This window comes from Riemerella columbipharyngis, assembly GCF_900101995.1.
Taxonomy (GTDB): Bacteria; Bacteroidota; Bacteroidia; order Flavobacteriales; family Weeksellaceae; genus Riemerella; species Riemerella columbipharyngis.
In genome coordinates this window covers 25460-50309 of record NZ_FNAS01000016.1, presented here as the reverse complement: position 1 = coordinate 50309, position 24850 = coordinate 25460, and the positions used below count along the sequence as shown (strand labels likewise).

Below are 24850 nucleotides of genomic sequence, written 5' to 3'. Positions count from 1 at the left end.
AATTTGTATTTTAATTATTTAACAAAGATAAGCAAAAATGAGTACTAAACATCATTATAAAGTAAGGGTGGGAATTTCTGTAGGTGATTTTAACGGCATCGGTCCCGAGATTATTTTGAAATCCCTTAAAGATAAGTCCATTACAGATTTTTTTACGCCGATTATTTTTGGCTCGGGTAAATTGCTCTCTTACCAAAAAAATATCTTCAAACTGCAGATGAACTTTAATTATATAAGTAAAGCAACGGAAGCTACAGCGGGGAAAATCAATGTTGTCAATCTTTGGAAAGATAATGTAGCCGTAGAGCTGGGAACCCCTACGGAGGAATCTACCCGTATGGCAAAAGACTCTCTGGAGGCAGCGGTGGAGGCACTTAAAAACGGAGAAGTAGATATTCTGGTAACAGCCCCTATCAACAAAGATGAGATGATGAAATATGGCTTTAAACATACAGGGCATACAGGGTATTTGGAGGAGAAATTTGGTAAAAGAGGATTGATGTTTTTGGTTACGGATAGTCTTAAAGTAGCGGTTTCTACCCATCATATCCCTTTGGCAGAGGTGGCTTCCTCGATAAGTAAGGATAAAATAAAGTCACAGCTGAAACTTCTTAATGCTTGTCTGAAAGAAGATTTTTGTATTGAAAAACCTAAAATAGCAGTACTGGGACTCAATCCTCACGCGGGAGACGGCGGTACGATTGGCAAGGAGGAAATAGAGATTATATCGCCGGCAATTAAAGAGTCTTTTGATGAAGGAATTATGGCTTTTGGTCCTTATCCTGCGGACAGCTTTTTTCAGCCCGATAAATACAAAGCCTTTGATGCGGTGTTGGCTATGTACCACGACCAAGGTTTAGCACCATTCAAAACGATTGCTTACGAAGATGGCGTGAACTATACAGCGGGACTTCCTTTCGTAAGGACTTCGCCGGATCATGGAACCGCCTATGATATTGCAGGGAAAAATATGGCAGATGAGCAGTCTTTTGAAGAAGCTATTTTTACGGGAATTAAAATATTTCAAAACAGAAAAGAATACCAAGAACTTGTTAAAAACAAACTTGTAATAAAGGATAAAAGGTATAATGCAGACGGTATAGATGAGGATTTGCCTGATGAATAAAGAGTTTTCTTTTTTTCTACTTGTAGAAACTGCTTCCATCAAGGTACTCAAACACTTCTGGAGGAAGCATAGGACGTACATTTTTATTGAGCTTTATCATTCTGCGGATTTCTGTTGCAGAGATTTCAATGATGGGAGCATTTATTCTGCAGATATTAGGATGTTGCTCAAATTTGCTTTCAGGAAGAGGTTCGTCAGATAACCTTGGATAAACAATGATTTGATGTTCATCAACTAAGAGATAGGCATTTTTCCATTTGTGCAAAGAAGCTAGATTGTCTTCCCCCATAATAAGGCTGAAAGCGTAATTAGGGTATTTTTCTTTAAGGTAAGCCAGTGTGTCTATCGTATAATTGGGCTGGGGCAATGAAAATTCCACATTAGAGGCTTTCATTCTCGGATAGTTTTTTATAGCAAGTTGTACCATATCGAGGCGGTTGTGGTCTCTTAGTAGAGATTTTTTCTCCTTAAAAGGGTTCTGAGGGCTTACCACAAACCACAATTCATTCATATCAGAATTTTCTAAAATATAATTGGCTAAAATCAAATGCCCTATGTGGATAGGATTGAAAGAGCCAAAAAATAATCCAGCTTTTTTCATTATTAAATCAATTAGACAAAAATAATAAAAAATACGGCATCTAAGTTCGCAGAGAACAAAAATGCCGACATTAAAATAAATCTAATAAAAAGTAAAAATGAAAGGGGGCAAAGATATGTATAAAAAATTAAATGTGCAAATTTTATTATTTATGAAATAAAAAGCAATGTGTTCATTAGAGTTTTTCGACAGCTACAGGATAATTAATCGTTTAAATTTGAATGAAATTTCTAATATTAAGGTAGTCAGGCTATTAAGTTTTTAAACATAAAAATCCCCTAAAAGGGGATGGAATAAAGTTGGAATTTGATTATTTCGTAAATTCCATGACAAGCAAAACTATTATCAATGCAAATATTACTATTGATTTAATATCACAAAGAGTAAGACTTGGCTTTCGTTTCTTTTGTGTGCAATTACCAGTTAAATATTTCATTATTGATTTAATTACAATATTTGTTTGTACGACAAGAATTTCCCATTATCATAGCTACGACAATACCAAAAACAATATGCCCCACCAGACTTCCCATCATTGTTGCTACTGTCATAATATCAAAATTATTCATTGGTTGAGTAATAAGCATTAGTATTTGTGCAATCAAAAAAATCATAACACCGAATATTCCTCCTTTGAGCCACTTGTATTTAATTTTACAATGATCCGCCCATAGGATTACATATAAGAAAGTGAAAATAATTCCCATCATAAAATGCATTACCCAACCTATAAAAAGAGGCAATTTCAGCATTGCTGAAATTTTTTTCGCAGGCGACATTTCCGGCATCCCCATCATTGGGGCAATAGTTGCGAAAACAGTCATTGCGGCTGTTCCTATAATTCCGGATAAAATTATTCTTTGAATTCTTGAGTTCATGGTAAAATTATATATTAGGGTTAAAAGAAATACTATTTTTTAATTTCACCATCGTATCAAAGACATTGAGCTTTTTGTCTTTTCTTGCGGAGAGTTTTGTCTTCTCGTTTAGATAGTTCTGTTCTAAACATTTTGCTTTTTCGGCTGTATGCACAGAGGGTAATGTCCATCCTCTAAACAAGCCCGAATCTTTTTTTGGGGTTAATTTTAAAATCATTAGTTAAAAATTTATAAGTTACAATCGTCAATATTAACGACTCATAGATTGATACCATTAGATTCAAAATATCACCCGATTTTTTTACTTTTCTAATTTTATTTTAGCTCTTCGAATTTGTTCTATGCATTTATACTTTTGGTTATTAACATTATGTCTGCTGGAATAGCCGTACTCTTGTTGTATTTGCTGTGTGCTTTTTTCTTTGAAAAATATTTCATAAATAAGTTTTCTGCAATGGGCGGTAATCTTGCCCATATAACTGCGAAGTTTCTCCCGATAACTTTTTTCTTGTTCTATAGATTCTGTGATTTCTTCAAAAAAGGCATCAGTGTAATTTTCTGTAAATTCTACTTCTCTATATGTTTTTCTTAACTTTTTCAACCACAAATTTTTGGCAATGGCCATAATATAGGTTTTGATAGAAGCCGTTAATTGGAAATCATCACGGTTTAATTTCGATATAAGGACGACCATTGTGTCTTGAAATATATCTTCTGCATCACTCGTGCGGCCGCTATTTTTGGTTACAAAACGATTTACCATATCAAAATAATTTTCATACAATAATCCGAAAGAATGATTGTCTTGATTTTTTAATCTCCAAATGATGTTTTGACCTTCCATAAGATATTCTTTTGTTGTTTAAAATAATAAAATGAATTTACTTTAGATAGGCATCTATTCAATGGAATAGAGAGTTTTGACTATGTAGTAAATTGATACAAAACAACCTGCTTAAATTATTATCAAACCATATTGAACTTAACTAAAATATTTTCACACATTCATATTGACACCGTTCTTTATAAGAGTTTCTTTTACTTGTCTTATGATGCCGCCCCTCACCTCATTGGCTTTTACCTTATAATCTTTGGTATCTATCCAAAATAAGACCTTTAGTTTTACCGCATTATTCGTTAATTCATCTTCCATTACGAAGTTCCTATGCTCGGAATCCTCTATAATATCCGGATGGTCGTTTAATATTTTTTGAATAATCCCCTTGGCTTGTTCTATATTATTTTCGTAGCCGATATGCACAAAAAAATCCATTCTATAAAAGCCGTCTCGGGTATAGTTTTCTACAGGCTTGGTAAGGACATCACTGTTGGGGATATAGATATCTCTTCCATCTACAGTTTTCACTTGCGTGTATCGGAAGTTCATTGCCTTTACCTTCCCGAAATGTTCGCCTACTTTTATAAAATCATCAACATTAAATGGTCTGTTGAATGCTAAAATAATTCCTGCTAAAAAGTTTTTTCCAATATCTTGAAATGCAAATCCAGCAACAATGGCAACCCCTCCTGCCGCGGCTAAAATCCCTCCTGCTATCTGACTAAGCCCTGCTACCTCCAAAGCAAGCATTGACACTATTACCACGAATATCAACTGTATAAGCCGTGACAGAAACTTAGCCATAAGAGGGTCTGTGGCTTTTCTCTTGATTTTGTTCTCGTAGATATTCGTAATAACTTTAGAAATAAGAACTCCTACAATAATAACAGCCAAGCCTAAAATAATACGCGGCAGCATATCTATAAAATTCTCATAGTGCCTGTCTAAAGACTGCTGAAAAGTATTGATCGCTTGGTAGGTATCGTTATTCATTATAAATACTGCTTTTTTAGATATCAAATAATTTTTTCAATTCTACAGAATCTTCAAGTGCCATTCTTCCCGAGAAAATAAGGGACAGCTCTTTTCTTCTGAGTGCTTCATCGTAGCGTCTTTTTTCTTCTTCTGTTTCAGGCTCCAGCCCGGGTATTGGTAATGGCTTATTGAACTCATCTACTGCGACAAAAGTATAAATACCGGTATTGGTGTGAATTCTCTTTTTCTCTATAGGATCGTCCAGCCAAACATCCACATAGACCTCCATAGAGGTAGAGAATGCACGAGATACTTTAGATTCCAATACCACGACTCCTCCCTCTGGAATAGGAAAGTCAAACGAGACATGGTTTACGGAAGCCGTTACTACCCGTCTGTGGCAATGTCTTGCCGCAGAAATAGAAGCACATCTATCCATCTTTGCTAAAAGCTCGCCTCCGAATAAATTCCCCAGAGAATTGGTTTCATTAGGTAAAACAATATTAGTCATAATAGTGAGCGAATCACTTGGCTTTTTTATTTTATTCATAATTATTTATTTTGGGTTAGATAAAGATTCCTGTATTTCTATATTTGCAGGATCCTTTGCTAAAGAGTCTTTCACGAGGGCAGAATCTTGTTTCGGAACCTCTTTGGTAATTTTTTCATCAGAAGTAATGCGGTGCATAGAAGTTTTGGTGCTAAAGGTATCTATAGACTTTTCCCCCACAAGCACATTCCATTTGGTAGCCGCCACATAGGCAATCCCGGTCAGCGGGAAAATGATTAAAAACAACCACAATATCCATTGTGTACTGCCTTCTTTAACTTTTGGATTATTTCTTTGGAAATGGTTTTTGGATTTAATCTCGGAAAGGTTGATTTCTTCTAATCCAAAAAAATCAGGGTTATCTGTTTTTATCCTTTTTCCTAAAAAACGGACAATGCTATCGCTTATCACAAATTCTCCCAAAGGTTCTAATAAAAAGCTTTCTCCGGCATCCAGCTTTTTATTCCAGTATTCTACCTGTGTATTAAGCTCAAAAAGAGCCTGCTCACGAGGAATATGCTTATTCCTCATATAAAAGTCTAAGATACTGTCTTTCTCCAATGTTTTATCAAATGAGAATGTAATCTGGTAGGCTGGGGGCAAAATACTATTATCCTCCTGATTAACCACCGCTGCCGAACGCACTAAAGAAAATACACCGAAACGAGGGACAAAAACCTCTCCTTTCTCTTTCAATACTTCTATAATGTAATCTGAAATTTTCATTTGATGCAAAATTATGTTTTTTTAGTGAATTATCATCAATCAAAAAAAATGTTTATCTTCGTATCTATGAAAAGATTACATTTGCTATCACTACTCATCGGTTGTTTTTTATTTGGACAAAACATCCACAGCATACAATTATTCAACCCTAAAACAAATGACGAAACCCCTATAATAGGCTTTAATGACAATTTAATTTTAAGTTTCGACGACTTTGACAATGGCAACACTTCTTACCGGTACACGATAAAACACTTTGATAGAAACTGGCAGGATGATGAACTTTTTTTTACGGAATATGCCAGCGGCAACCTTAATGCACTTATAAATAATTACCAATACTCTTTCAACACATTACAGAAGTACACCCACTACACCCTGTCTTTTCCAAACAAAGATATGATGCCAAAAATTTCCGGTAATTACGAAATTATTGTCTATAAAGATTCTCCTTCCAGACCAATATTTACAAGACGGTTTTGCATTACAGAAAACAATGCTCAGGTCGCTCTGAATATAAGCCGATACAGCTCTTCCAAACAGCCGAATCTAAACCAAAGAATACAAGTTCAAGCGATTGGTAATATTGACAATAATCTCAATTCTATCACCCTCAGTGTTATCCAAAATAATAATTGGAACCTGGGTATTTTTGGGCAAAAGCCAAGCGGCAATATGGGGAATAAAATTGTTTTTCAACAGTTTTCTTTAGCCTTCCCTGGAAATAACGAGTTTTATTATTTTGACAATAAAAATATAACCCAGCCGTTTGATATGGTGGCAAAAGCCGAAACGATTGACAATGTAAATTACACCTACCTCTACCCTGTTTCGGCATATCCTCTAAATTATCAATATCAGCCGGATACAGACGGAGCGTTCTACTTCCGGCGGAATGATTTGGGACAGGAGCGGAATGCCGATACCGAGGGAGATTACTCGTGGGTTTATTTTTCTTTGGACTCTGAAAAAATGGATAAAGACATTTATGTTTTAGGCGGATTTAACAACTATACTGCTGATAAACGCAACCAAATGCATTACGATGAAGACCGCCATCAATACATTGCCAAAATCTATCTAAAACAAGGGTTTTACAGCTATCTATTGGTGACAAAAGAAGGAAACTCTCCTCTCAACTATAATGAAATCAATGGGAATTTCTGGGAAACCGAAAATCTTTACCAAGCATTTATCTACTATCATCCTTTCGGACAAAACTATGATGCACTAATCGGATATGGCGAACTCCGAAATCCAGTCAGATAAGTTTTTAATCAAAGAATTTGTTTAATCTCTTTAAGTTCTTTGATGGTTAAAACACCCTCTGCATAAGGGTTTTGGTTAAATAAATCCAAGAATACGGATTTCATCCCAAAATCCCGTGCTCCTAACGCATCGGCAATCCAATCATCTCCGATAAAAATAGATTCTTCCACCTTTGCATCTGCTATATCTACGGCATATTGGAAAATTTCAGGATTCGGCTTTCTTACCCCTACTTCATCGGCACTGGTAACAGTTGTAAAATATGCCCCGAGTGCCCCTCCCTCTATCTTACGATAGGTAACCTCCTGAAAACCATTTGATACAATATGAATAACATAATCCTTTTCGCTAAGGTATTGAAGTATTTCCCGAGCATCCGGAATGAGTTCATTAAATTCAATGATGGTTTCCAAGAATTGTTCTTCAAAAGTTTGGCTAAGCTCAAAATCATTAAATCCAAAATCTATGAAGACATCGTAGAATCTATGTTTTCTCAGATATGTTTTGTCTATTTTACCGTCTCTCAGTTTATCCCAAAGGCTTTCGTTACTATTATAGTAACATTTGTAAAAACCTTGAAAATCCACATTCAGCTTATCTGCCAAAGAATGGTTATCAAAAAGCTTTTTTAGTGCAAGCCTCGCGTTCTTACGGTGATCCCAAAGGGTATTATCTAAATCAAAAAATATATGATTTATTTTCTCTTTTAGCATAAATAAAATAATAAATCGAAATTACGAGGAGTATAAAATCTTAAATTTTATTAAAAACTTTACGAATCTTATTCCTCAACCGTATGATTACTGGTTCCTGATAATTAACATCTTCCTCAAAATAACCATAACCATAACCATAACCATAACCATAACCGTAGCCATAACCTTGTTTATTAAAGAACCCGTTATACACCAATCCTAAATGTTTCACCTCCTTATTGTGGTATTTCTCAATAATCATTTTCAGCATATATTTTTCGGTATAGTCATGTCTTACTACATAAATATTGGCATCACTATACTTCATAAGTTCAAAAGAGTCTGCTACCAAACCGATTGGAGGCGTATCTATAATCACAAAATCGTAACTCTTTTTAAGCTCCTCTATAAGATGAAGATTCCTATCACTCATCAGTAATTCCGAAGGATTTGGCGGAATAGGTCCAGAGGTAACCACATCTAAAGTTGAAATTTTAGTTTTATTGATAATATCCTTCATAGAAATTTCGCCAGTAAGGTAATTTGACATCCCATACTTATTATTGATATTGAAATCTCCAAATATTTTAGGTTTTCTAAGGTCCATTCCCAAGAGAATAACTTTTTTACCGCTGAGAGCCAGTACAGAAGCTATGTTAATGGATACATATGTTTTTCCTTCTCCACTTATTGAAGACGTCATTAGTATCACTTTACCTCCAGGTTTAGTTTCGTCGTATAAAAACTTAAGATTAGCCCTAACTCCTCTAAAAGACTCTGCTACAGAAGATTTTGGTTTATCCAACACTGTAAGGTTTCCTTCTTCTGAGCTCTCGCCAATAATTCCCAAAAGTGGTATTTTTGTGGCTCTTACCACTTCGCTTACTTTTCTTATTTTATTATTTAATATTTCTGAAATAAATATTAACAATAATGGTATAACAAGCAGCACAGAAATAACTCCTACTCCTAATAACGAAGTATTAGGCCCTATTGGCCCTTGTCCATAATTCTTTGCCGGATCTATTATCTCTATATTTGAGCTAGCAACCGCCAATCTCATTTCTGTTTTTATTTGAGCTTCTAGCAGGTTATTATATGTAAAATTATTTATACTATTTCTCCTTTTTGCATCTATGAATCGTCTTTCTTTACTTGGTAATATTTCTAAATCTTGCTCTTTAGTAAAGATTGTTTCATTGATTTTATTAAGTTTTTGCTGATATTTTTCATAATAATTTTGTAAAGGTATAATAGATTTTTTTCTTGCCTGTTCTATCAATCTATTAATTTCAAGCATAGGTTCAGAGTTAGGAGTATAAATTTTACTCATTAGCTCTCTTTTGTTATACAATTCTTTTAAGTCATTTACAGATGTAGAAAACCCCTCTTCAGAGATATCGTAAGGCAAGGAAAGCATTTCATCTATATTTTTATTTAATGCATTTTTTGCTTTATTCAGTGTTTCTATCTTTGTAAGTAATAATTGTTTTTCTTCATCAAGAGATTTAAGTGCCGATAGTGTAGAATCTATACTAGTATTTTTAGTTACTTTCTCATTTATTTTAATTTTATTGAGAGCCTGAGTACTAGAATCTAATCTTTTTTTAATATCAGAAAGATTTTTTTTAATAAAAGCCAATGTATTTTTGTCTATCTTTTGACGTTCCTCCATCCTTTTCTTAATAAGAACTTTTACCGTATTGTTTAAGAAATCTACTGTTGAATTTACATTATAACCTTTTTTAGTAATATACATTATACTTGGTAATTCCTTATCAAACTGCACATTTATAGATCCTAAAATACTCTGTATAGTTTGTTCTATCGTTCTCAAATTTATAATAATATTATCTAGTTTTTTGGCAGGAGTAATCGGGTTTTTTACAATTTTAAACTTAAGGTACGGCATCTCATACCATTCATTAAATTTTATAAATTGTGGTTTAGGATGAACTGCTTTAACTTGAACGAAAGATTCTGTATTATAAATATATGCAGTACTCGGTAATTTTTCTGGTAAATTAACCTCATATCCTCCATTTTTTCGAATAAAAGTAATCGGAATATTCACTATTTGGGGATGAGACTTATCTACTTCTAAAAAAAAAGGAGAATCGCTCTTACTTAAATAAGTAGTCTTTATATTTCCCTTTGTTGTATAATTAATAAAAAGATCTAAACTCTTAATAAGCTCTTCATTATGAGTTCTCGATTTTAAAAGACGCTCTAAGAGAAGTCCTTCAGAATTTGAACTTTGTCCCCAAATGAAATTAATAGAGTTAGCTCCAGTATAGCTAGATGTATTTTTTGATACATTAAGAGATATTTTAGAAGCATAGAAATATTGTACAAAATATCTTTTATAAATAAATGCTCCTAAATATCCAATAAAAGCAAGAATAAGAAACCAATACCAATTTTTGAGAACTCTCCTCAAAAAATGCTCTATATCAAAAAATTCAAAAGTTCCTATTTTTTCTTTTTCTTCTGTATGTATATGCTTTTCAGAGATATTTTTTTCCGGAATCATAGTTTAAAATCTTGAAATTAGTAAATATATGGACAAGGCCGTTGTAACAAGAGAAACCCCCGTTGTAAGCGTTTGAAGCGGCTCTTTTCCGAATCCATACAAACTTTTCTCACGAGTATTCAGCAAAATAACATCACCATTTTGTACCCAATAATATGGGGAATTCATTATATCTTCTCTTGTTAAATCTAACTTTACCCTCTTTATGCCTTCAGGATAATGTCTTTCTAAAATTATATTTCTTTTATCTACCGTTCTATTAAGTCCTCCATTAGCCGCCAAAGCCTCTATGATACTGAGATGCTGTTTATAATATTTTTTTTCTCCCGCCATTCCTACGGTTTCTAAATCGCCTAAGATATAGTATGTAATTCCATCTAAATTTAGTCTCACTTCTGATTTTCCTTCAAGAAAATTCTCATCCACTTTTTCTTGTATATCTTTCTGAATATCCGATACTTTACGCCCCTCTGCAGCTATATTTCCTATTCCAAAAACATAAATATTTCCATCTTCATTCACTTTTATTCCATCAAAATAAAAACTGGCATTCCCTCCATTGACAGTACCACTTTGTCCTCCTCTGTTTGAGACAACATTTCCGACACCGGCCACACCAGAAGTATTATAAGCAGAATAGAACTGTGCGGCATCCCCTTCCGGCGTGGTAATAACATTGAGCCTGAATATATCATTTTTAGTAACTTTATATTCTTCATAAGAATAAGGTATTAAACCTTTTTCGTTTAAAGTTAAATGTTCGTTAGGCTGAAGATATCTTACTTCTTTTGTTGTAATACAAGATTTAGAAATAAGAGAAATCAAGAATAACAAGGCTAATATTTTAGTATTTTTCATACGTCTTCTTTTTTTATGCCAATAGATAATGTCGGGTATATAAGCCCCCAAAAAACCTAATGATAAAATTAAAATAAATAATAAATTTATGTCTATGTGTCTAAACTTATAGGCGACAAAAATAATAAATAAGTAATAGAAAACCATACAAAATGTTGTATTTATATGACTCATACCTAATTTCAACCACTTATGATGAATATGATTTTTATCTGCTTCAAAGGGAGATCGCTTTTTTAGAATACGAATAATAATCACATTAAGGGTATCTATCATTGGTAAAATCAATAGAGAAAACGCAATTACCGGAGCCGTAGATAAATGATATGTCAGAATATCTCCCGTTCCTTTACCTACGACAAATATATTAATAAAATATATAGAAGTAAAAGCCAGTAAAAAACCAATAATTAGAGAGCCAGTATCTCCCATAAATATTTTCTTTCTCCCTTTAGACAAATTAAACCTCAGAAAACCTACCAAAGCACCTATTATAATAATACAGAATATCACCATTGGATAGTTGTGACTTCCCAATCGATAATAGCTAATTGCATACACTATATAACATACTATTGCAAAAGAAGCCGACAAGCCATCTATCCCATCTATTAAATTAAAAGAATTGATAATAATAATAAATGTAACTATACTGAATAATACGCTGAATACATAGTTTAATTCGTGAATTCCAAAAAGCCCAAAAAGACTTTTTATTCTAACATCAGAGCCTACCACGATTAATGTTGCGACTATAAGCTGAACAATCAATTTTTTCAGAGCCCTGGTAACGACAATATCATCCATCACGCCTATATACAGTAAAATTACTAATGCAGGAAAAAGAAACTTATAAGTTTCGAAAAGCTGATAAGCAAATAAAGGGACACATATACTTATTCCATAAAATATGGCTATCCCCCCCAAATTGGGAATCTTTCTATTATGAGAACTCCTTATTCCCGGTTCATCCATAAGATTTTTTCTTTTAGAAATTTTAAGTATAGTCGGAATACAAATATTGCAAAGAATAATAGGTACAATAAAGCCTAAAATTACCTTTAAGGTAAAAAAAGGAACTCCTATATCTCTAAAAAAAAACTCTATTGTATTTTGATACTCCATTACCATAAATAATTTCTATAAACTCCCATTATATATCCTGCTCTTGCTTGAAAAGAAGTATATACAAAATAATAAAATATTATGTATAAAATCAATATAATATGCAAATACTTTTGCAAGTTTTTATTTCCAACAGATGCTAATATATTAGGAATTGTTATAATCATAAAAATAAAATAAATAGCCGTAAGCCTAGTAGAAAAGATAGGACTCCCCCTAAAAATATAAAATAAACAGACTCCTACCACACTTATATTTCTCATATACTCATAATACGGAATCTTTCTACACGCAGCTTTGTCAAATGTTACTATAAAATAAAGGTAAAACATACTAATAGTATCCATAAACCCTATCCTATTTGTATCTGCTGTTATATCACTATAATCTGAAAATCCTTGATATATCTCCGATGGTGCTATGGCATTAAATACTGAAAAATAATCATATATGTGCAATGGTGATAATAGCATACTGAAAAGAACTACCGCTACTATTTTTTTTGAATTCATAGGTATAATAGCAAGCCAATATGCGGGAAGAAAAATAACCGTTGATTTATGGAAACCTACCGCTATGTACAATATAAACAAAAACATTAATAGATTCCTTCTCTGAATAAAAAGAAAAGAAATCATGACCAAGCCCATTGCTATTGCCTGCCTCATATGCCCTCCATCAGCCGAAAAATAAGACGGATACATATACAGCAAGATACTCAACGCCGGATAGACAGATACTTTCTCAAAAAAATAAAATTTGGGAACCAATGAAATAACACTTACAAACAATGTAAATATAAAAAAAGGTAGTCCAAATAAAAAAAATATTTTGCCAAATAAAACATAAAGCCACTCTACCCCAAGTCCCGTATCTTTGAAAGCCCAGCCTTTAAATATATCAGAAAATAGATAATTCAAACCAAAATAATTATACATTTTCACATACTCTCCATAATCTGCTCCTATCCAAGATCTAAGCCCTATTAACAAAATCATCACTCCACATACAATCCACAAAGATTTATAATTCTTATAGTTGTAAACTTCTAAAAAGTTGTACCCTATAAGAATCAATGTAACTACCGTAAATACAGGATGTAGAAATACAATATGCATCTGCGTTTATTTTAATATCTTTCTCAAAATCCAATACTGATGAAAAAAATATAATAAATAATAAATCTTTTTTTTGTAATACAAAGATACGAGATAATTTTTACCAAATCTCTTATAAAACAATATTTTTTTCAAATTTAAATTTCTATCATCCCTAAAACGGCGTAGCTGAGAAGACATTTCTCGATAAATTTTATCATCTCTCACAAAAGCTAAATAGGCTAAGAATGTATATACTCCTTCTAAAATACAAAAGTTTTCCAAAGCTTTCTTATCATATTTATATTGTGATTTTGCAAAAGCTTTTTCCACATCTTCCACAGCCTTAAGAATATCTAGCCCTCTTTCCGTATGGGTTTTGGTAATGGAGTCTTGTCTTTCAAGATATTGATAATGAAACTTCTGTGTTTGTGCTACCACTGTACTCTTCAGTAAAAGCTGAGGAATAAGCTGTATATCTTCAAAATGTGCCCCTTTTTTAAACCTGTTGCCTTCAAACAATTCTTTTCTAAAAATTTTGTTACAGGCAAAATAGCTTAAATCCGAAAACACCGAAAAATGTTCTCTCAAAATTATTTTTTCAGGCATATTAGGTATTTGTGTAAGCTTCTGTGTTACCGTCCCATTTTCATCTACTTTCTGAATATTGCAAATTGTGATATCTGCATTATGTTTTTCGCCCAAATTGTACAAGTCTTCCATCATCGTTTCAGACACATAATCATCGCTATCCACAAAAGCAATATACCGCCCCGAAGCCCTATCAATACCAAAATTCCTCGCATCACTCAGCCCCCCGTTCTCTTTGGTATAAGGTTTTATTTTAGCCGGATATTGATGATAAAATTCATCTATAATACTCTGCGAAGTATCGGTGCTACCGTCGTTCACAACAATAATCTCAATCTCTTCCAGTGTCTGATTCACAAGCGAAGAAAGACATTTATCCAAATATCTCTCCACATTATATACCGGTACTATTACAGAAACTTTTATCATTGTAACCGAATATTTAAGATTCCTTTTTTAGCCAAGTGATAATCATTTTCGGTGCAAGGAATGCATTGCTCAATATTTTCCGAATTTCCAAAATACCAAAGCCCACTGAAGCTGTCTCTTTTGAAACAATATTCCGTATCATTTATCATAACGAAAAATGTTTCATAATTTCTTTCCTTAGGGTGTAGTCTCTGTATATTTATCCCCTCCACAAGATACCAAAGCATCTGTGCTAAAAGCTGGATATTGAGCTTATTGCATGAATAATAATTAAAATTAAAAATTCCCACACCGGACAATCTTTCCCCCATTCCTACCTCTTTCATTATAGCACAGATTTCTCTATTGTTTAAGCCATTTACATTAGGATTAAAAGAAAACGGAATTCCAAAACTCTCCACTGCATCGCAGCTGACTGTCGTAAGATCCGAACGCCTGAAAAAAGGCTCTACGCTAGTAACATCTCCCATTATTTCTCCCAACCTCATAGCATTAAAATCTACCTCTTTCAATAATTTTATGGCAGCTCTGGACACTAAATGTGTTTGATAACCAATATGGTTGTACTTAGAAATAGATATCTTATCCTCACTTAGCAATCGGTAAAGATAATTCTTTTCCGAAAGCCTGCCTCCTTCATTTTCTAAATCAATAAATGGATTTATCTGGGTATATTGAATACTTTTCTTGTGGAGAGAAATTCCCTCTGCCAATGCATAGGACAAATCTAAACTCCCTCCAATAATGATAGGCAGAATATTATCTTGAAGACATTTGTGTACCAATTCTTTAATGACATAGTGAGTATCCTCATTGTTTTTCCCAGAGATGAGATCGCCTAAATCGGAGACAGGTATTTCAAAATCAGATTTTGAAAGCTTGTAAAACACCTCTCTGAATAGTGAGAAATCTTTAGCCTCTGGCTTACCGTTAGCCCCCCTATCATCAGAGCAAAAAATCAGTGCAATACTGTCTTTTAACATCTCAGGACTTACCAAATTCCCCATCTGCCAGTCCTTTACTTTCGGTTTTTCAAAAGGTGCAAAGAGATCCTCAATATTCATATCCTGTAATTATTTTTTCTTGGCTGTAGTTTTCTTTTTAGCTGTCGGCTTGCTCTCTGCAAAGGCATTTTTATCTTGTATCGTAATCCATTTTTTCACTTGTTCCAAAGACACTTCTTTTAATTCCTCTACGGTATATTTTTCACTTCCTTTCTTAGGCGGAATCTTAAAGTTGGATTTTTTATACTTAATAAATGGTCCCCATCTTCCGTTTTCTATTGATATTTTTTCGTCTTTCCATTCTTGTATATATCGGTTTGCTTCTTTCTCTAGCTTCGCGTCTATCAACTCATTAACTTCCTTCTGAGACAGATGGTCAAAATCATACTTTTTAGGCACATTCACATATAAATTTTTGTACTTCAAAAATGGACCGAATCTTCCCACTCCTTTAGTTACTGCTTCACCTTTATATGATGCAATAGGAGCATCTGTTTCTTTTTTCTCTTCGATAATCTCTATTGCTCTTTGGTTATCTATTGATAGTGGGTCTTCTTTCCTTGGAATACTGATGAATGTATCTCCCCATTTCACATATGGCCCATATCTGCCCACACCTACGGAAACAGGTTTCCCCTCGTAATCATTAAGCTCGAAAGGAATTTTAAACAACTCCAAAGCTTCCTCCAAAGAGATAGTAGCAATATTTTGACTGTTCATTAGTGATGCAAAAATTGGCTTTTCTTCATCATCAGAATCTCCTATTTGTATCATTGGACCAAATCTCCCTATTCTGGCATATACATTTTTGCCGGATTTTGGGTCTTTTCCTAATAATCTTTCTCCTGTCGCACGGTCTGCATTCTCTGCTACATCTTCTATTTTAGGATGAAAATCATTATAGAAGTTTTTCAGCATACTTTTCCATTTCTCATCACCGTTAGCAATATCATCAAAATCCTGCTCCACTTTCGCCGTAAAACCATAATCAAGTATTTCCTCGAAATTTTGGATTAAGAAGTCATTAACCACTACACCGATATCCGTAGGCGTAAATTTGTTTCGGTCTCCTCCGAAGTTTTCTACCAGTACCTTTCTGTTTAATTCTTCTTTTTCCAAAGTAATTTCTATCACCTCTCTTTTTTGCGGCAGAATCTCTTTTTTCTCTACATACTCTCTATTCTGTATCGTCTGTATCGTCGGGGCATAAGTAGATGGACGCCCTATCCCAAGCTCCTCCAATTTTTTCACCAATCCTGCTTCGGTATATCTGGATGCCGGTCTGGAGAACTTTTCTTTTGCGGTAACAGATTTACGCTCCAAAACTTCCCCTGTTTTTACTTTCGGCAAAAGAGTATTCTCGTCATCATCTTCTACATCTTCTGATTTCAAGATACCATATACACGCAAGAAACCATCAAATGCAATCACCTCGCCTTGTGCTTCAAAAGGATAATCAGATTCCTTAGCACCTATTTCTATTACGGTTTTTTCTATCTCCGCATTAGCCATCTGGCTTGCTAGAGTCCTTTTATAAATAAGCTGATAGAGCTTGTTAAGCTGTTCGTCTGCTATTCTCTTTAGTTTAAAATCCGTGGGACGGATGGCTTCGTGGGCCTCCTGTGCAGAAGAAGATTTGGTCGTATATTTCTTAGGTTTGGAATAGCGTTCTCCAAACTCTCTTACAATCTGTTGCTTCGCTCCTTCTATCGCCTCCTGAGAAAGGTTTACAGAGTCTGTTCTCATATAGGTAATATACCCCTCTTCGTAGAGCCTTTGTGCCACACGCATTGTTGTCGTTACATTATACCCCAGCCTACTACTCGCCTCCTGCTGAAGTGTAGAAGTGGTAAAAGGTGCCGATGGCGAACGGTAGCCGGGTTTCATCTCTACATTGAGAACCTTAAACTCGGCTGGTTTAATTTTTTCTAAAAAGAACTCTGCCTCTTTTTCATTATTAAAAGTTGCTTTAAGTTTTGCAGAAAGTACCTGCTTTTCTTTGTTGAGAAAAGTTCCATTTACCTTAAATACAGATTTTGATTTAAAATTTTGGATTTCTTTTTCTCTTTCCACAATAAGCCTTACCGCTACAGACTGTACACGCCCCGCAGATAACCCTGTGCGTACTTTCCTCCAAAGAACGGGCGACATTTCGAACCCCACAATTCTATCTAAGATACGCCTTGCCTGCTGTGCGTTGACCAAATTTTGATCTATTTTTCTTGGATTTTCGATGGCTTTTAGAATAGCATTTTTGGTAATCTCATGGAAAACAATACGCTTCGTATTATCATCTTTAAGTTTAAGCTCTTGGGCAAGATGCCATGCAATCGCTTCTCCCTCTCGGTCCTCATCCGATGCCAGCCATACTACATCTGCTTTTTTGGCAGCAGACTTAAGCTCAGAAACCAATTTTTTTTTATCCTCGGGAACTTCATAATCAGGCGTAAAATCGTCTAAATTTATACCCATTCCCTTTTTGGGTAAATCTCGGATATGGCCAAAACTCGATTTCACTTCAAAATCTTTACCTAAGTATTTTTGGATTGTTTTAGCCTTTGCCGGCGACTCTACTATGACTAAACTCTTAGACATATTTATTTTTTTTTGCAAAAGTAGAAATTATTTTTTGAAAGTGATTTGTTATTTCCGAATTGTAATTCTAATCCAAGTTATACTAATAGAAAAACTTTCTCATTTCAAATAGACTATAAACAAATCCGCCTATTTTTCGAGCACAATGATTTTAAGCTCTCCAAAACTATTAAATATAATTAATTTTAAGCTTATTTTTCATATTGGGATTATCAAAAAAGGCGTAATTATTCAGCATAGTAAACCTATTTGAGCTTTTTGATAATTAAATAACTTTATTTTCATGTTTCACAAATTTTATTTTGCCTCCCTCAATAATACTAATTACCTTATATTTAGGAATAACAACAATGAAACTGCATCCCATTTTAAGTTCTTTATCAAAAAAATCAAGATTTTGTATATATTTCCTTTCTCATCGCCTCGCATATATATGGAATATATAGTTACCGGAATTTTATCTCTATTTTCATTTACTAAAGTATATTTTTCCTCTATTTTAAGCATTTTAGCTTCTCTTAAAAAAAAGCAACCAAGAGCCATCATCAAAATTAAGAAGTATAAAGAGTAACTTTTTCATATAGACTTAGAATAATTGTTGAATAGGCGTAATTAAAATTCTATCCATTCATTTTAAGCAAAGGGTCTATATAGCTTCTATCGTTGCTCAGGCGGGGCACTTTGTTCTGTCCGCCGAGTTTCCCCCGATGTGCCATCCAATCGTAGAAAAGATTGGGTTTGGCACAATGAATAATAGGTGGATTTAGCGTCATATTATTGTACCGCTTTGCTTCGTAGTCCGAGTTTAGCTGTTTCAGTGTGTCGTCAAAAACTTGAGCAAACAAGGACATCTCATTAGGTTTTTGGCTGAATTCTATAATCCATTCGTGGGCACCGCCTTGGCTCTCAGACATAAATACCGGTGCTCCGGTGTAGTCCGTTATTTCGGCTCCCGTTTTTTCGCAAGCCTTGCTAAGAGCAGTCTCAACATTATTTATCATTAGTTCTTCTCCAAAAACATTGATATAATGTTTCGTACGCCCCGAAATTTTTATTCGGTAAGGCTCTTTATTCGTAAAGACGACCGTATCGCCGATGAGATAACGCCAAAGACCTCCATTGGTGGTAATTACCATCGCATAGTTTTTTCCTACTTCTACCTCCTCCAAAGGTATGGCTTGATGATTTTCGGAACAGAACTTATCCATCGGTATAAATTCATAGAAGATACCATAGTCGAGCATCAAGAGCATTTCATCACTTTCAGACTGGTCTTGTATGCCAAAGAAACCCTCTGAAGCGTTGTATATCTCGTAATAGTTAATAGATTTCCCTATAATCTGTTTGTATTGCTCTCTGTACGGCACAAAGCTGATTCCGCCGTGGAAGAACACCTCCAAATTTGGCCAAAGCTCCGAAATGGTCGTCATCTTGGTTTCTTCTAAAACTTTTTTCAGTAAAACCATCATCCAGCTTGGCACTCCCGTAAGGCTGCTTACATCGGCTTTTGAAACCTCTTCTACTATAGCTTTCAGCTTGGTTTCCCATTCTGACATTAGAGAAGTTTTCTTGCTCGGCGTCGTCGTGATTTCTACCCAAAAAGGAAGATTTTCAATTAAGATTGCAGAAAGGTCTCCGAATTTCGTGTTAAAATCCTCATAAAGCTCTGAACTGCCTCCTAATCTTAAATTTTTATATTGAAATAAAGTATTATCAGGATGATTATTAGCATAAATAGCTACAAGATCTTTACCTGCTTTGAAATGGCAATTTTCCAAAGAATCTTGAGAAATTGGAATAAACTTACTCTTGGCATTAGTAGTTCCCGAAGATTTTGCAAACATACGGATACTGCCGTCCCATATCACATCTTTCTCTCCCCGTCTTGCTCGTTCTATATAAGGTTCAAAATCTTCGTAAGAAACAATCGGTACCTGGCGGCTGAAATCTTGGTAATTATTGATATCTCGGAAACCATATTTTTTTCCATAGATCGTATTCTCTGCTTTATACAATTGCGAAAACAAGACGCCTTTCTGTGTCTCAATAGGATGTTTTATAAAGTTCTGTATCTGGTCTATTCTCTGGCGAATAAACCAATTGACCACCGTATTGAAAAGCATCTTTGTTGCCATACCTACAAAGGTAATGAATTTCTGATAAAATCACTATCCCAAATACTAAGAAATATCCTGATTTGGCTCTGCTGCTGTCGTATCAGGGTTGTCAATCTTTTCGGCAACATCGGTATTTTTGTCGTCTGTATTTCTTTTAATAAGGCTTTGTATGGTGGATAGTAAGTTTTCTACTTTTGCTTTGCTAAATATAATGGCATTAACAGAGAAAACCTCTCCCGACAGGGTGTGCATTTTTAGTTTAATCTGAAAAGAGCTTAGCATCGTCAATAGAGCATAGACCCAAAAAACCAGCTCCCATTTCCACAGTGTACAATCGGCATCGTAATTTTTTATGTACAAATAAACTCCCGCCCCAATTGCAAGCCCCCAAAGCAAAGCCAGAAAATCTAAGCCAAAACTTGTATTGACAGACGAGATTTTATTGACAGATATCGTACTCTTATTTCTTCCCAAAGGAATGGTTTTTAGAAAAGTTTTAGGATTATATATCTTGAAAAACTCTCCTTCTATAAGAATCTTAGATCTTAAATAAAAAGTTAAATACGAAGTAATAAAACTAACTGAAAACATTTTTATTTTTTTATTCCTACTCTGTCGAAGGCTTTTCGGACATCCGCCTATTTTCGTTAAATCAAAACTTTATATAAATTTAATAAAGCCTACAACGCTCTATAATATTCTACTGAACTGTCTTTTTCTTTGCTCCAAAAATATTACTGATTAAAATCAACCTCGTCGGAGGTATTTATATTTTCGTTAATATTTTCTCTTTTAGGAGCTTCTTGCCGTACGCTGTCGGAGCTTCTTATTTCATCTATAGTACGAAGTCCTCCGCCGTAGCCATAGTTTCCTCCGCCGTGTAAGTTGTCACAACTGTTTGTCCAACCCGTTGGCTTCGCAAATTTTTCATTGGGGGATATGTTCAGTTCTTTATCTGCCCATACTTTTTTCATAAAGATAGCCCATATAGGCAAGGCCATTTTGGCACCTTGTCCTTCTCCCGTACTTAGGAAGTGAGTAGCTCTACTTTCCCATCCTACCCATACGCCGGTGGACAGCTGCGGTACTATTCCGATGAACCAACCGTCGGAATTATTATTGGTAGTTCCCGTTTTACCTGCTATATCGACTCCGCTTATTCCTCTCCTTCTAAGCTCTCCAGAGGCAGTTCCATAGCTTGCCACGCCTTCCATCAGGGTAATCATTGTATAGGCATATTTCTCATCCATTACCTCTACCAAATCATCTTTCACTTCTTTTATGACTCTGCCATTAGCATCTTCTATCCTCCAAATCATATGAGGTTTGATGTAATTACCAAAGTTTGCAAATGTGCTATATGCCCCCACCATTTCGTAAATGGAAATATCTGAAGAACCTAAAGCTATCGTATTATTCCGTGGGATATCGCTGGTTACCCCCATATCCCGTGCCAGAGCAATCACTCTGTCTACGCCCACATTTTGGATAAGCCTTGCCGCTACAGCATTTTGAGAGTATGCTAAAGCGTCTTTTAGAGGCAGCATACCGCCTCTCCCTTTTACATGCCAGTTACCTAAACTATAGCTGGCATTGGATATTGTAGTACACGGCGTATAATTTAAGTCAATAATAGAAGCGGCATATACAAAGGGCTTAAATGTAGAACCCACCTGTCTTTTACCCTGTTTTACATGGTCGTATTTGAAGTGAGACCAATCGATTCCTCCTACCCAAGCTTTTATATCTCCGGTCAATGGTTCCATAGACATCAGTCCAGACTGCGCAATTTGCTTATGATAGCGTATAGAATCCCATGGAGACATCATAACTTCTTTTTCTCCGTTCCAAGAAAATATAGACATTTTGATTGGTCTTTTGAGTTCTGCCACTATGGAATCTTCGGATATGCCTGCATCTTTCAGCTGTTGATACCTTCCACTCCGTTTAAGTGCCATTAGAATAATTTTATCTGCTTGAGACTTGGATATTCTGTAAAAAGGATAGTTAGGATTTCTTTTCTGCTCTGCATCAAAAGATCTTTGTAAGTGCGTGAGATGCTCTTTCATAGCTTCTTCTGCATACTTTTGCATATGTGAATTCAGTGTTACATATATTTTAAGACCATCTCGGAACAAGTCCAAAGTACGCCCTGTTTCCTTTTCATATTCCTTCAAGTACTCATCTACTTGTTTTCTCAAGAAGTATTTATAATATTCCGAATTTCCTTGTACTATTTTTTTTATAGGATGGTAATCTGTAATTATGGGGGTATCTATTGCATTCTGATAGACAGATTTGTCTATATAGCCGTCATCATACATTTTTTTCAGGACTACATCTCTTCTTCTCTTGGCTCGTTCTTTATTTCTGAGAGGATTGTTTGCTACCGGTGCTTCCAGCATTGCCACAAACATTGCCGCCTCCGGCAGAGTAAGTTCGTTGGTATGTTTATTAAAATAAACCTTAGAGGCCATTTCAACCCCATGTGCATTATGAGTAAAATCAAACTTATTGAAATACATCGTAATGAGTTCCTCTTTGGTATAGCGTTTCTCAAGGCTCACTGCTACTACCCATTCTTTTAGTTTTTGTATCACCCTTTTTATTTTATTTTGAGAGGGTGTCTTAGTAAATAATAGCTTAGCCAATTGCTGGGAAATCGTAGAACCACCGCCTCTATCTCCTCCGAACCTTACTGCCCTTAGAATAGACCTTAAATCTATTCCCGAATGCTCTCTAAATCGTTCATCTTCCTTAGCCTGAAGAGCGTAAACTAAATAAGGTGGCAATTGACTGAAGGTAACGGGGTCTGTTTTCTCCAATTCAAATTTCCCTAAGACAACACCGTCTGAGGATATAATCTCCGAAGCAGAGTAAATATCCGGATTCTCAAGCTGCTTCACATCAGGCATCTCACCGAGTAACCCCTGAGAAGTAGCAAAAAAAAGTGCTGCAATACCCAGAATTGTAGCGGTGAATCCAATCCAAACTATAGCGATCCACTTCCCGATCCCCGAGCTTTTTTTCTTTTTAGGGAGTGGGAAAGATGATGATTTATGTTGTTGCTTTTTTGATTTCATATTATTTTGCTGATTGTATTTTAATACCAAAATCCTCAATACCCTTCAGGGTATCCGCTCTCATTGCTTGTTTTACGCTTATCGTATAATGCCCATTTTTCGGGAATTTATAATTAGTTTTATACTGGAATAATATTTCTTTAGTATCTCCAAAACCACTGCCCAGCCATTGCCCGTTAGGTTCTGCCAATATATAATTTAGCGTATCTGCTTTTCCGACAAATTTATCGTTAAACATTATCTGGCTGATTAAAAAAATATTATTGTAAGGATAATTGTTATTATTCCTCACTACAAATATAATATTTTTGGGTATTTGAGCATTTTTTATTTCTATGTCAAATTTTTCTACTTTATTTTTATTCCATTTCCCATTTACAGCATTCACTTGCACAAAGTCGTTTTCATCTTGTTTACAAGAAAATAAAACAATCAAAAATATACAGAAATATAAACTGCGGATTAACATATCACATTGCTATTTTTTTGAACCAAAATTCCTTTGATTTCCTTGATTATTCCTACTGAAATCACTTCTCCTCTTTTTGGCATTTTTGGGGGAAAGATTAGATTCTGACAGAAGAAGTTTCGTATTTTCTCTTTTTTCTTGAGGTTTTCCGTTTTTATCAGGTCTCTTATTATTTTTTCTTTTATTTTTTTGAGGTTTTTCGAAACGATCTACACTATTCTCTTGTATCAAATCTACAGACTTGAATTCATTTGAAGACGGAGCTCTAAGTTCTTCCAAAGGCGGCAGTTTTTCCCCTTTTTTATTCAACCCAACCAATCTTTTTACCTCATCTATATCCAAATCGTACCACAGCATAGAGTTTCCCACATAGGTAAACCACATTTTTTGCTTAAATACATCTATTTTTATACAAAACGCTTCTCCTTTTTCGGTCTGTAAAGTGGTATTGGTAGAAGGGAAATGATCTAATGCATCGAGGTAGCTTTCCAATTCAAAATTAAGACAACACTTCAGCTTACCACACTGCCCTGCCAATTTCTGAGGATTTATACTCAATTGCTGGTAACGGGCAGCATTGGTATTGACCGAACGAAAATCTGTGAGCCAAGTAGAACAGCAAAGCTCCCTACCACAAGAGCCTATACCTCCTATCTTAGCGGCCTCTTGACGGAAACCAATCTGTTTCATATCAATCCGCGTACGAAAAGCGGCAGCATACTCCTTTATCAGCTGCCTAAAATCCACCCTCCCTTTTGCTGTATAGTAGAAAGTTACCTTGGTTCCATCTCCTTGGAACTCTACATCTGAAATTTTCATTTCAAGCCTAAGACTTTGGGCTATTTTTCTCGCCAAAACTTTGACATCCTCTTCTTTGGAGCGGCTTTGCTTCCATGTATCGATATCTTTTTGGTTCGCTATTCTATATATTTTCAGGCAATCCTCCTCCTTTGCATTTTTCTTTTTCATTTGGATTTTTACCAGTTCTCCCGTAAGGCTTACCACGCCTATATCGTGTCCCGGATTTCCCTCAACTGTAACTACGCTACCTACAGAAACAGGTAGATGATAAACATTTCTAAAAAAACATTTCCTTTCATTTTTAAACCTTACCTCTACAAACTCTGATGACGCAGATGGTGCAGACGATATGTTTGAAAGCCAATCAAATACACTTAATTTATAGCTATTACCACAAGTGTCCACGCTTGCACATCCTGTGACACTTTTAGTACCGCAATTATGTTGAGAGCTTCCGGATGATTTACATCCACAACTCATATTCTTATTA

At 34.9% G+C, this 24850-nt stretch carries 21 protein-coding genes and 1 pseudogene; 2 read left to right on the top strand and 20 right to left on the bottom strand.

The features are described 5' to 3' along the window. The first annotated feature begins 37 nt into the window (after window positions 1-37). Window positions 38-1126 carry a 4-hydroxythreonine-4-phosphate dehydrogenase PdxA gene (gene pdxA / locus BLS89_RS08535; protein WP_092737494.1) on the top strand — a complete coding sequence of 363 codons (1089 nt, stop codon included), beginning with the start codon at window positions 38-40 and terminating at the stop codon, window positions 1124-1126. 16 nt (window positions 1127-1142) lie between these two features. On the opposite strand, the gene nadD is transcribed toward pdxA, so the two are convergent. The 7 genes from nadD to BLS89_RS08500 all read right to left on the bottom strand — a co-directional run bounded on the left by nadD (window position 1143) and on the right by BLS89_RS08500 (window position 5694). After that, window positions 1143-1727 (bottom strand): nicotinate (nicotinamide) nucleotide adenylyltransferase, encoded by a 585-nt coding sequence (nadD, locus tag BLS89_RS08530; protein ID WP_092737493.1) that lies wholly within the window; start codon window positions 1725-1727, stop codon window positions 1143-1145. A gap of 443 nt (window positions 1728-2170) precedes the next feature. Then, window positions 2171-2605: a DUF6789 family protein gene (locus tag BLS89_RS08525; RefSeq protein ID WP_092737491.1), complete on the bottom strand. Its 435-nt coding sequence runs from the start codon at window positions 2603-2605 to the stop codon at window positions 2171-2173. Between the two features lie 7 nt (window positions 2606-2612). Further along, window positions 2613-2822, bottom strand: coding sequence for a hypothetical protein (locus BLS89_RS08520; RefSeq protein ID WP_092737489.1), 210 nt, complete (start codon window positions 2820-2822; stop codon window positions 2613-2615). Between the two features lie 84 nt (window positions 2823-2906). Then, complete coding sequence (locus BLS89_RS08515; RefSeq protein ID WP_092737487.1) at window positions 2907-3449, bottom strand: RNA polymerase sigma factor; 543 nt, start codon at window positions 3447-3449, stop codon at window positions 2907-2909. A gap of 153 nt (window positions 3450-3602) precedes the next feature. After that, the gene (locus tag BLS89_RS08510; protein ID WP_092737512.1) at window positions 3603-4436 is read right to left on the bottom strand and encodes a mechanosensitive ion channel family protein; all 834 of its coding nucleotides are present in this window, start codon (window positions 4434-4436) and stop codon (window positions 3603-3605) included. A 16-nt stretch (window positions 4437-4452) separates the two neighbouring features. Then, the gene (locus BLS89_RS08505; RefSeq protein ID WP_092737485.1) at window positions 4453-4968 is read right to left on the bottom strand and encodes an acyl-CoA thioesterase; all 516 of its coding nucleotides are present in this window, start codon (window positions 4966-4968) and stop codon (window positions 4453-4455) included. 6 nt (window positions 4969-4974) lie between these two features. Further along, window positions 4975-5694, bottom strand: coding sequence for an HU domain-containing protein (locus tag BLS89_RS08500; protein WP_092737483.1), 720 nt, complete (start codon window positions 5692-5694; stop codon window positions 4975-4977). Between the two features lie 66 nt (window positions 5695-5760). Between BLS89_RS08500 and BLS89_RS08495 the strand changes: the two genes are divergently transcribed. Next, window positions 5761-6963, top strand: coding sequence for a type IX secretion system plug protein (locus tag BLS89_RS08495; RefSeq protein WP_245688953.1), 1203 nt, complete (start codon window positions 5761-5763; stop codon window positions 6961-6963). Between the two features lie 8 nt (window positions 6964-6971). Here BLS89_RS08495 and BLS89_RS08490 read toward each other — a convergent pair whose 3' ends face one another. The 13 genes and pseudogenes from BLS89_RS08490 to BLS89_RS08430 all read right to left on the bottom strand — a co-directional run bounded on the left by BLS89_RS08490 (window position 6972) and on the right by BLS89_RS08430 (window position 24840). Further along, on the bottom strand, window positions 6972-7676 hold the full coding sequence (locus tag BLS89_RS08490; RefSeq protein WP_092737481.1) for a YjjG family noncanonical pyrimidine nucleotidase: 705 nt from the start codon (window positions 7674-7676) through the stop codon (window positions 6972-6974). A 40-nt stretch (window positions 7677-7716) separates the two neighbouring features. After that, a complete protein-coding gene (locus BLS89_RS08485) occupies window positions 7717-10191 on the bottom strand; it encodes an exopolysaccharide transport family protein (protein ID WP_092737480.1) in 2475 nt (824 codons plus the stop codon). A 3-nt stretch (window positions 10192-10194) separates the two neighbouring features. Then, window positions 10195-11049, bottom strand: a complete 855-nt coding sequence (locus tag BLS89_RS10710; protein ID WP_176763283.1) for a polysaccharide biosynthesis/export family protein — start codon at window positions 11047-11049, stop codon at window positions 10195-10197. Between the two features lie 384 nt (window positions 11050-11433). Further along, window positions 11434-12024, bottom strand: a pseudogene (locus tag BLS89_RS11240) (MraY family glycosyltransferase); the annotation flags it as partial. 149 nt (window positions 12025-12173) lie between these two features. Then, window positions 12174-13292: an EpsG family protein gene (locus BLS89_RS08475; protein ID WP_092737476.1), complete on the bottom strand. Its 1119-nt coding sequence runs from the start codon at window positions 13290-13292 to the stop codon at window positions 12174-12176. A gap of 6 nt (window positions 13293-13298) precedes the next feature. Further along, on the bottom strand, window positions 13299-14291 hold the full coding sequence (locus BLS89_RS08470) for a glycosyltransferase family 2 protein (protein WP_092737474.1): 993 nt from the start codon (window positions 14289-14291) through the stop codon (window positions 13299-13301). Then, complete coding sequence (locus BLS89_RS08465) at window positions 14288-15355, bottom strand: formimidoylglutamase (protein WP_092737472.1); 1068 nt, start codon at window positions 15353-15355, stop codon at window positions 14288-14290. The genes BLS89_RS08470 and BLS89_RS08465 overlap by 4 nt, the downstream gene beginning before the upstream one ends. A gap of 9 nt (window positions 15356-15364) precedes the next feature. Continuing rightward, on the bottom strand, window positions 15365-17890 hold the full coding sequence (topA, locus tag BLS89_RS08460) for a type I DNA topoisomerase (RefSeq protein ID WP_092737470.1): 2526 nt from the start codon (window positions 17888-17890) through the stop codon (window positions 15365-15367). A 620-nt stretch (window positions 17891-18510) separates the two neighbouring features. Next, window positions 18511-20025 (bottom strand): GH3 auxin-responsive promoter family protein, encoded by a 1515-nt coding sequence (locus BLS89_RS08450; protein ID WP_092737466.1) that lies wholly within the window; start codon window positions 20023-20025, stop codon window positions 18511-18513. 45 nt (window positions 20026-20070) lie between these two features. Next, the gene (locus tag BLS89_RS10700) at window positions 20071-20598 is read right to left on the bottom strand and encodes a hypothetical protein (protein WP_176763282.1); all 528 of its coding nucleotides are present in this window, start codon (window positions 20596-20598) and stop codon (window positions 20071-20073) included. 143 nt (window positions 20599-20741) lie between these two features. After that, the gene (locus BLS89_RS08440; RefSeq protein WP_092737464.1) at window positions 20742-23090 is read right to left on the bottom strand and encodes a penicillin-binding protein 1A; all 2349 of its coding nucleotides are present in this window, start codon (window positions 23088-23090) and stop codon (window positions 20742-20744) included. A 1-nt stretch (window position 23091) separates the two neighbouring features. Further along, the gene (locus BLS89_RS08435; protein ID WP_092737462.1) at window positions 23092-23559 is read right to left on the bottom strand and encodes a gliding motility lipoprotein GldH; all 468 of its coding nucleotides are present in this window, start codon (window positions 23557-23559) and stop codon (window positions 23092-23094) included. Between the two features lie 9 nt (window positions 23560-23568). After that, window positions 23569-24840, bottom strand: coding sequence for a PSP1 domain-containing protein (locus BLS89_RS08430; protein WP_092737460.1), 1272 nt, complete (start codon window positions 24838-24840; stop codon window positions 23569-23571). Window positions 24841-24850 lie beyond the last annotated feature (10 nt).

Excerpts from the sequence above, each read along its gene's own strand:
- pdxA (WP_092737494.1), top strand. The coding sequence starts at position 38 with ATGAGTACTAAACATCATTATAAAGTAAGGGTGGGAATTTCTGTAGGT.
- nadD (WP_092737493.1), bottom strand. The coding sequence starts at position 1,727 with ATGAAAAAAGCTGGATTATTTTTTGGCTCTTTCAATCCTATCCACATA.
- BLS89_RS08525 (WP_092737491.1), bottom strand. The coding sequence starts at position 2,605 with ATGAACTCAAGAATTCAAAGAATAATTTTATCCGGAATTATAGGAACA.
- BLS89_RS08520 (WP_092737489.1), bottom strand. The coding sequence starts at position 2,822 with ATGATTTTAAAATTAACCCCAAAAAAAGATTCGGGCTTGTTTAGAGGA.
- BLS89_RS08515 (WP_092737487.1), bottom strand. The coding sequence starts at position 3,449 with ATGGAAGGTCAAAACATCATTTGGAGATTAAAAAATCAAGACAATCAT.
- BLS89_RS08510 (WP_092737512.1), bottom strand. The coding sequence starts at position 4,436 with ATGAATAACGATACCTACCAAGCGATCAATACTTTTCAGCAGTCTTTA.
- BLS89_RS08505 (WP_092737485.1), bottom strand. The coding sequence starts at position 4,968 with ATGAATAAAATAAAAAAGCCAAGTGATTCGCTCACTATTATGACTAAT.
- BLS89_RS08500 (WP_092737483.1), bottom strand. The coding sequence starts at position 5,694 with ATGAAAATTTCAGATTACATTATAGAAGTATTGAAAGAGAAAGGAGAG.
- BLS89_RS08495 (WP_245688953.1), top strand. The coding sequence starts at position 5,761 with ATGAAAAGATTACATTTGCTATCACTACTCATCGGTTGTTTTTTATTT.
- BLS89_RS08490 (WP_092737481.1), bottom strand. The coding sequence starts at position 7,676 with ATGCTAAAAGAGAAAATAAATCATATATTTTTTGATTTAGATAATACC.
- BLS89_RS08485 (WP_092737480.1), bottom strand. The coding sequence starts at position 10,191 with ATGATTCCGGAAAAAAATATCTCTGAAAAGCATATACATACAGAAGAA.
- BLS89_RS10710 (WP_176763283.1), bottom strand. The coding sequence starts at position 11,049 with ATGAAAAATACTAAAATATTAGCCTTGTTATTCTTGATTTCTCTTATT.
- BLS89_RS08475 (WP_092737476.1), bottom strand. The coding sequence starts at position 13,292 with ATGCATATTGTATTTCTACATCCTGTATTTACGGTAGTTACATTGATT.
- BLS89_RS08470 (WP_092737474.1), bottom strand. The coding sequence starts at position 14,291 with ATGATAAAAGTTTCTGTAATAGTACCGGTATATAATGTGGAGAGATAT.
- BLS89_RS08465 (WP_092737472.1), bottom strand. The coding sequence starts at position 15,355 with ATGAATATTGAGGATCTCTTTGCACCTTTTGAAAAACCGAAAGTAAAG.
- topA (WP_092737470.1), bottom strand. The coding sequence starts at position 17,890 with ATGTCTAAGAGTTTAGTCATAGTAGAGTCGCCGGCAAAGGCTAAAACA.
- BLS89_RS08450 (WP_092737466.1), bottom strand. The coding sequence starts at position 20,025 with ATGGCAACAAAGATGCTTTTCAATACGGTGGTCAATTGGTTTATTCGC.
- BLS89_RS10700 (WP_176763282.1), bottom strand. The coding sequence starts at position 20,598 with ATGTTTTCAGTTAGTTTTATTACTTCGTATTTAACTTTTTATTTAAGA.
- BLS89_RS08440 (WP_092737464.1), bottom strand. The coding sequence starts at position 23,090 with ATGAAATCAAAAAAGCAACAACATAAATCATCATCTTTCCCACTCCCT.
- BLS89_RS08435 (WP_092737462.1), bottom strand. The coding sequence starts at position 23,559 with ATGTTAATCCGCAGTTTATATTTCTGTATATTTTTGATTGTTTTATTT.
- BLS89_RS08430 (WP_092737460.1), bottom strand. The coding sequence starts at position 24,840 with ATGAGTTGTGGATGTAAATCATCCGGAAGCTCTCAACATAATTGCGGT.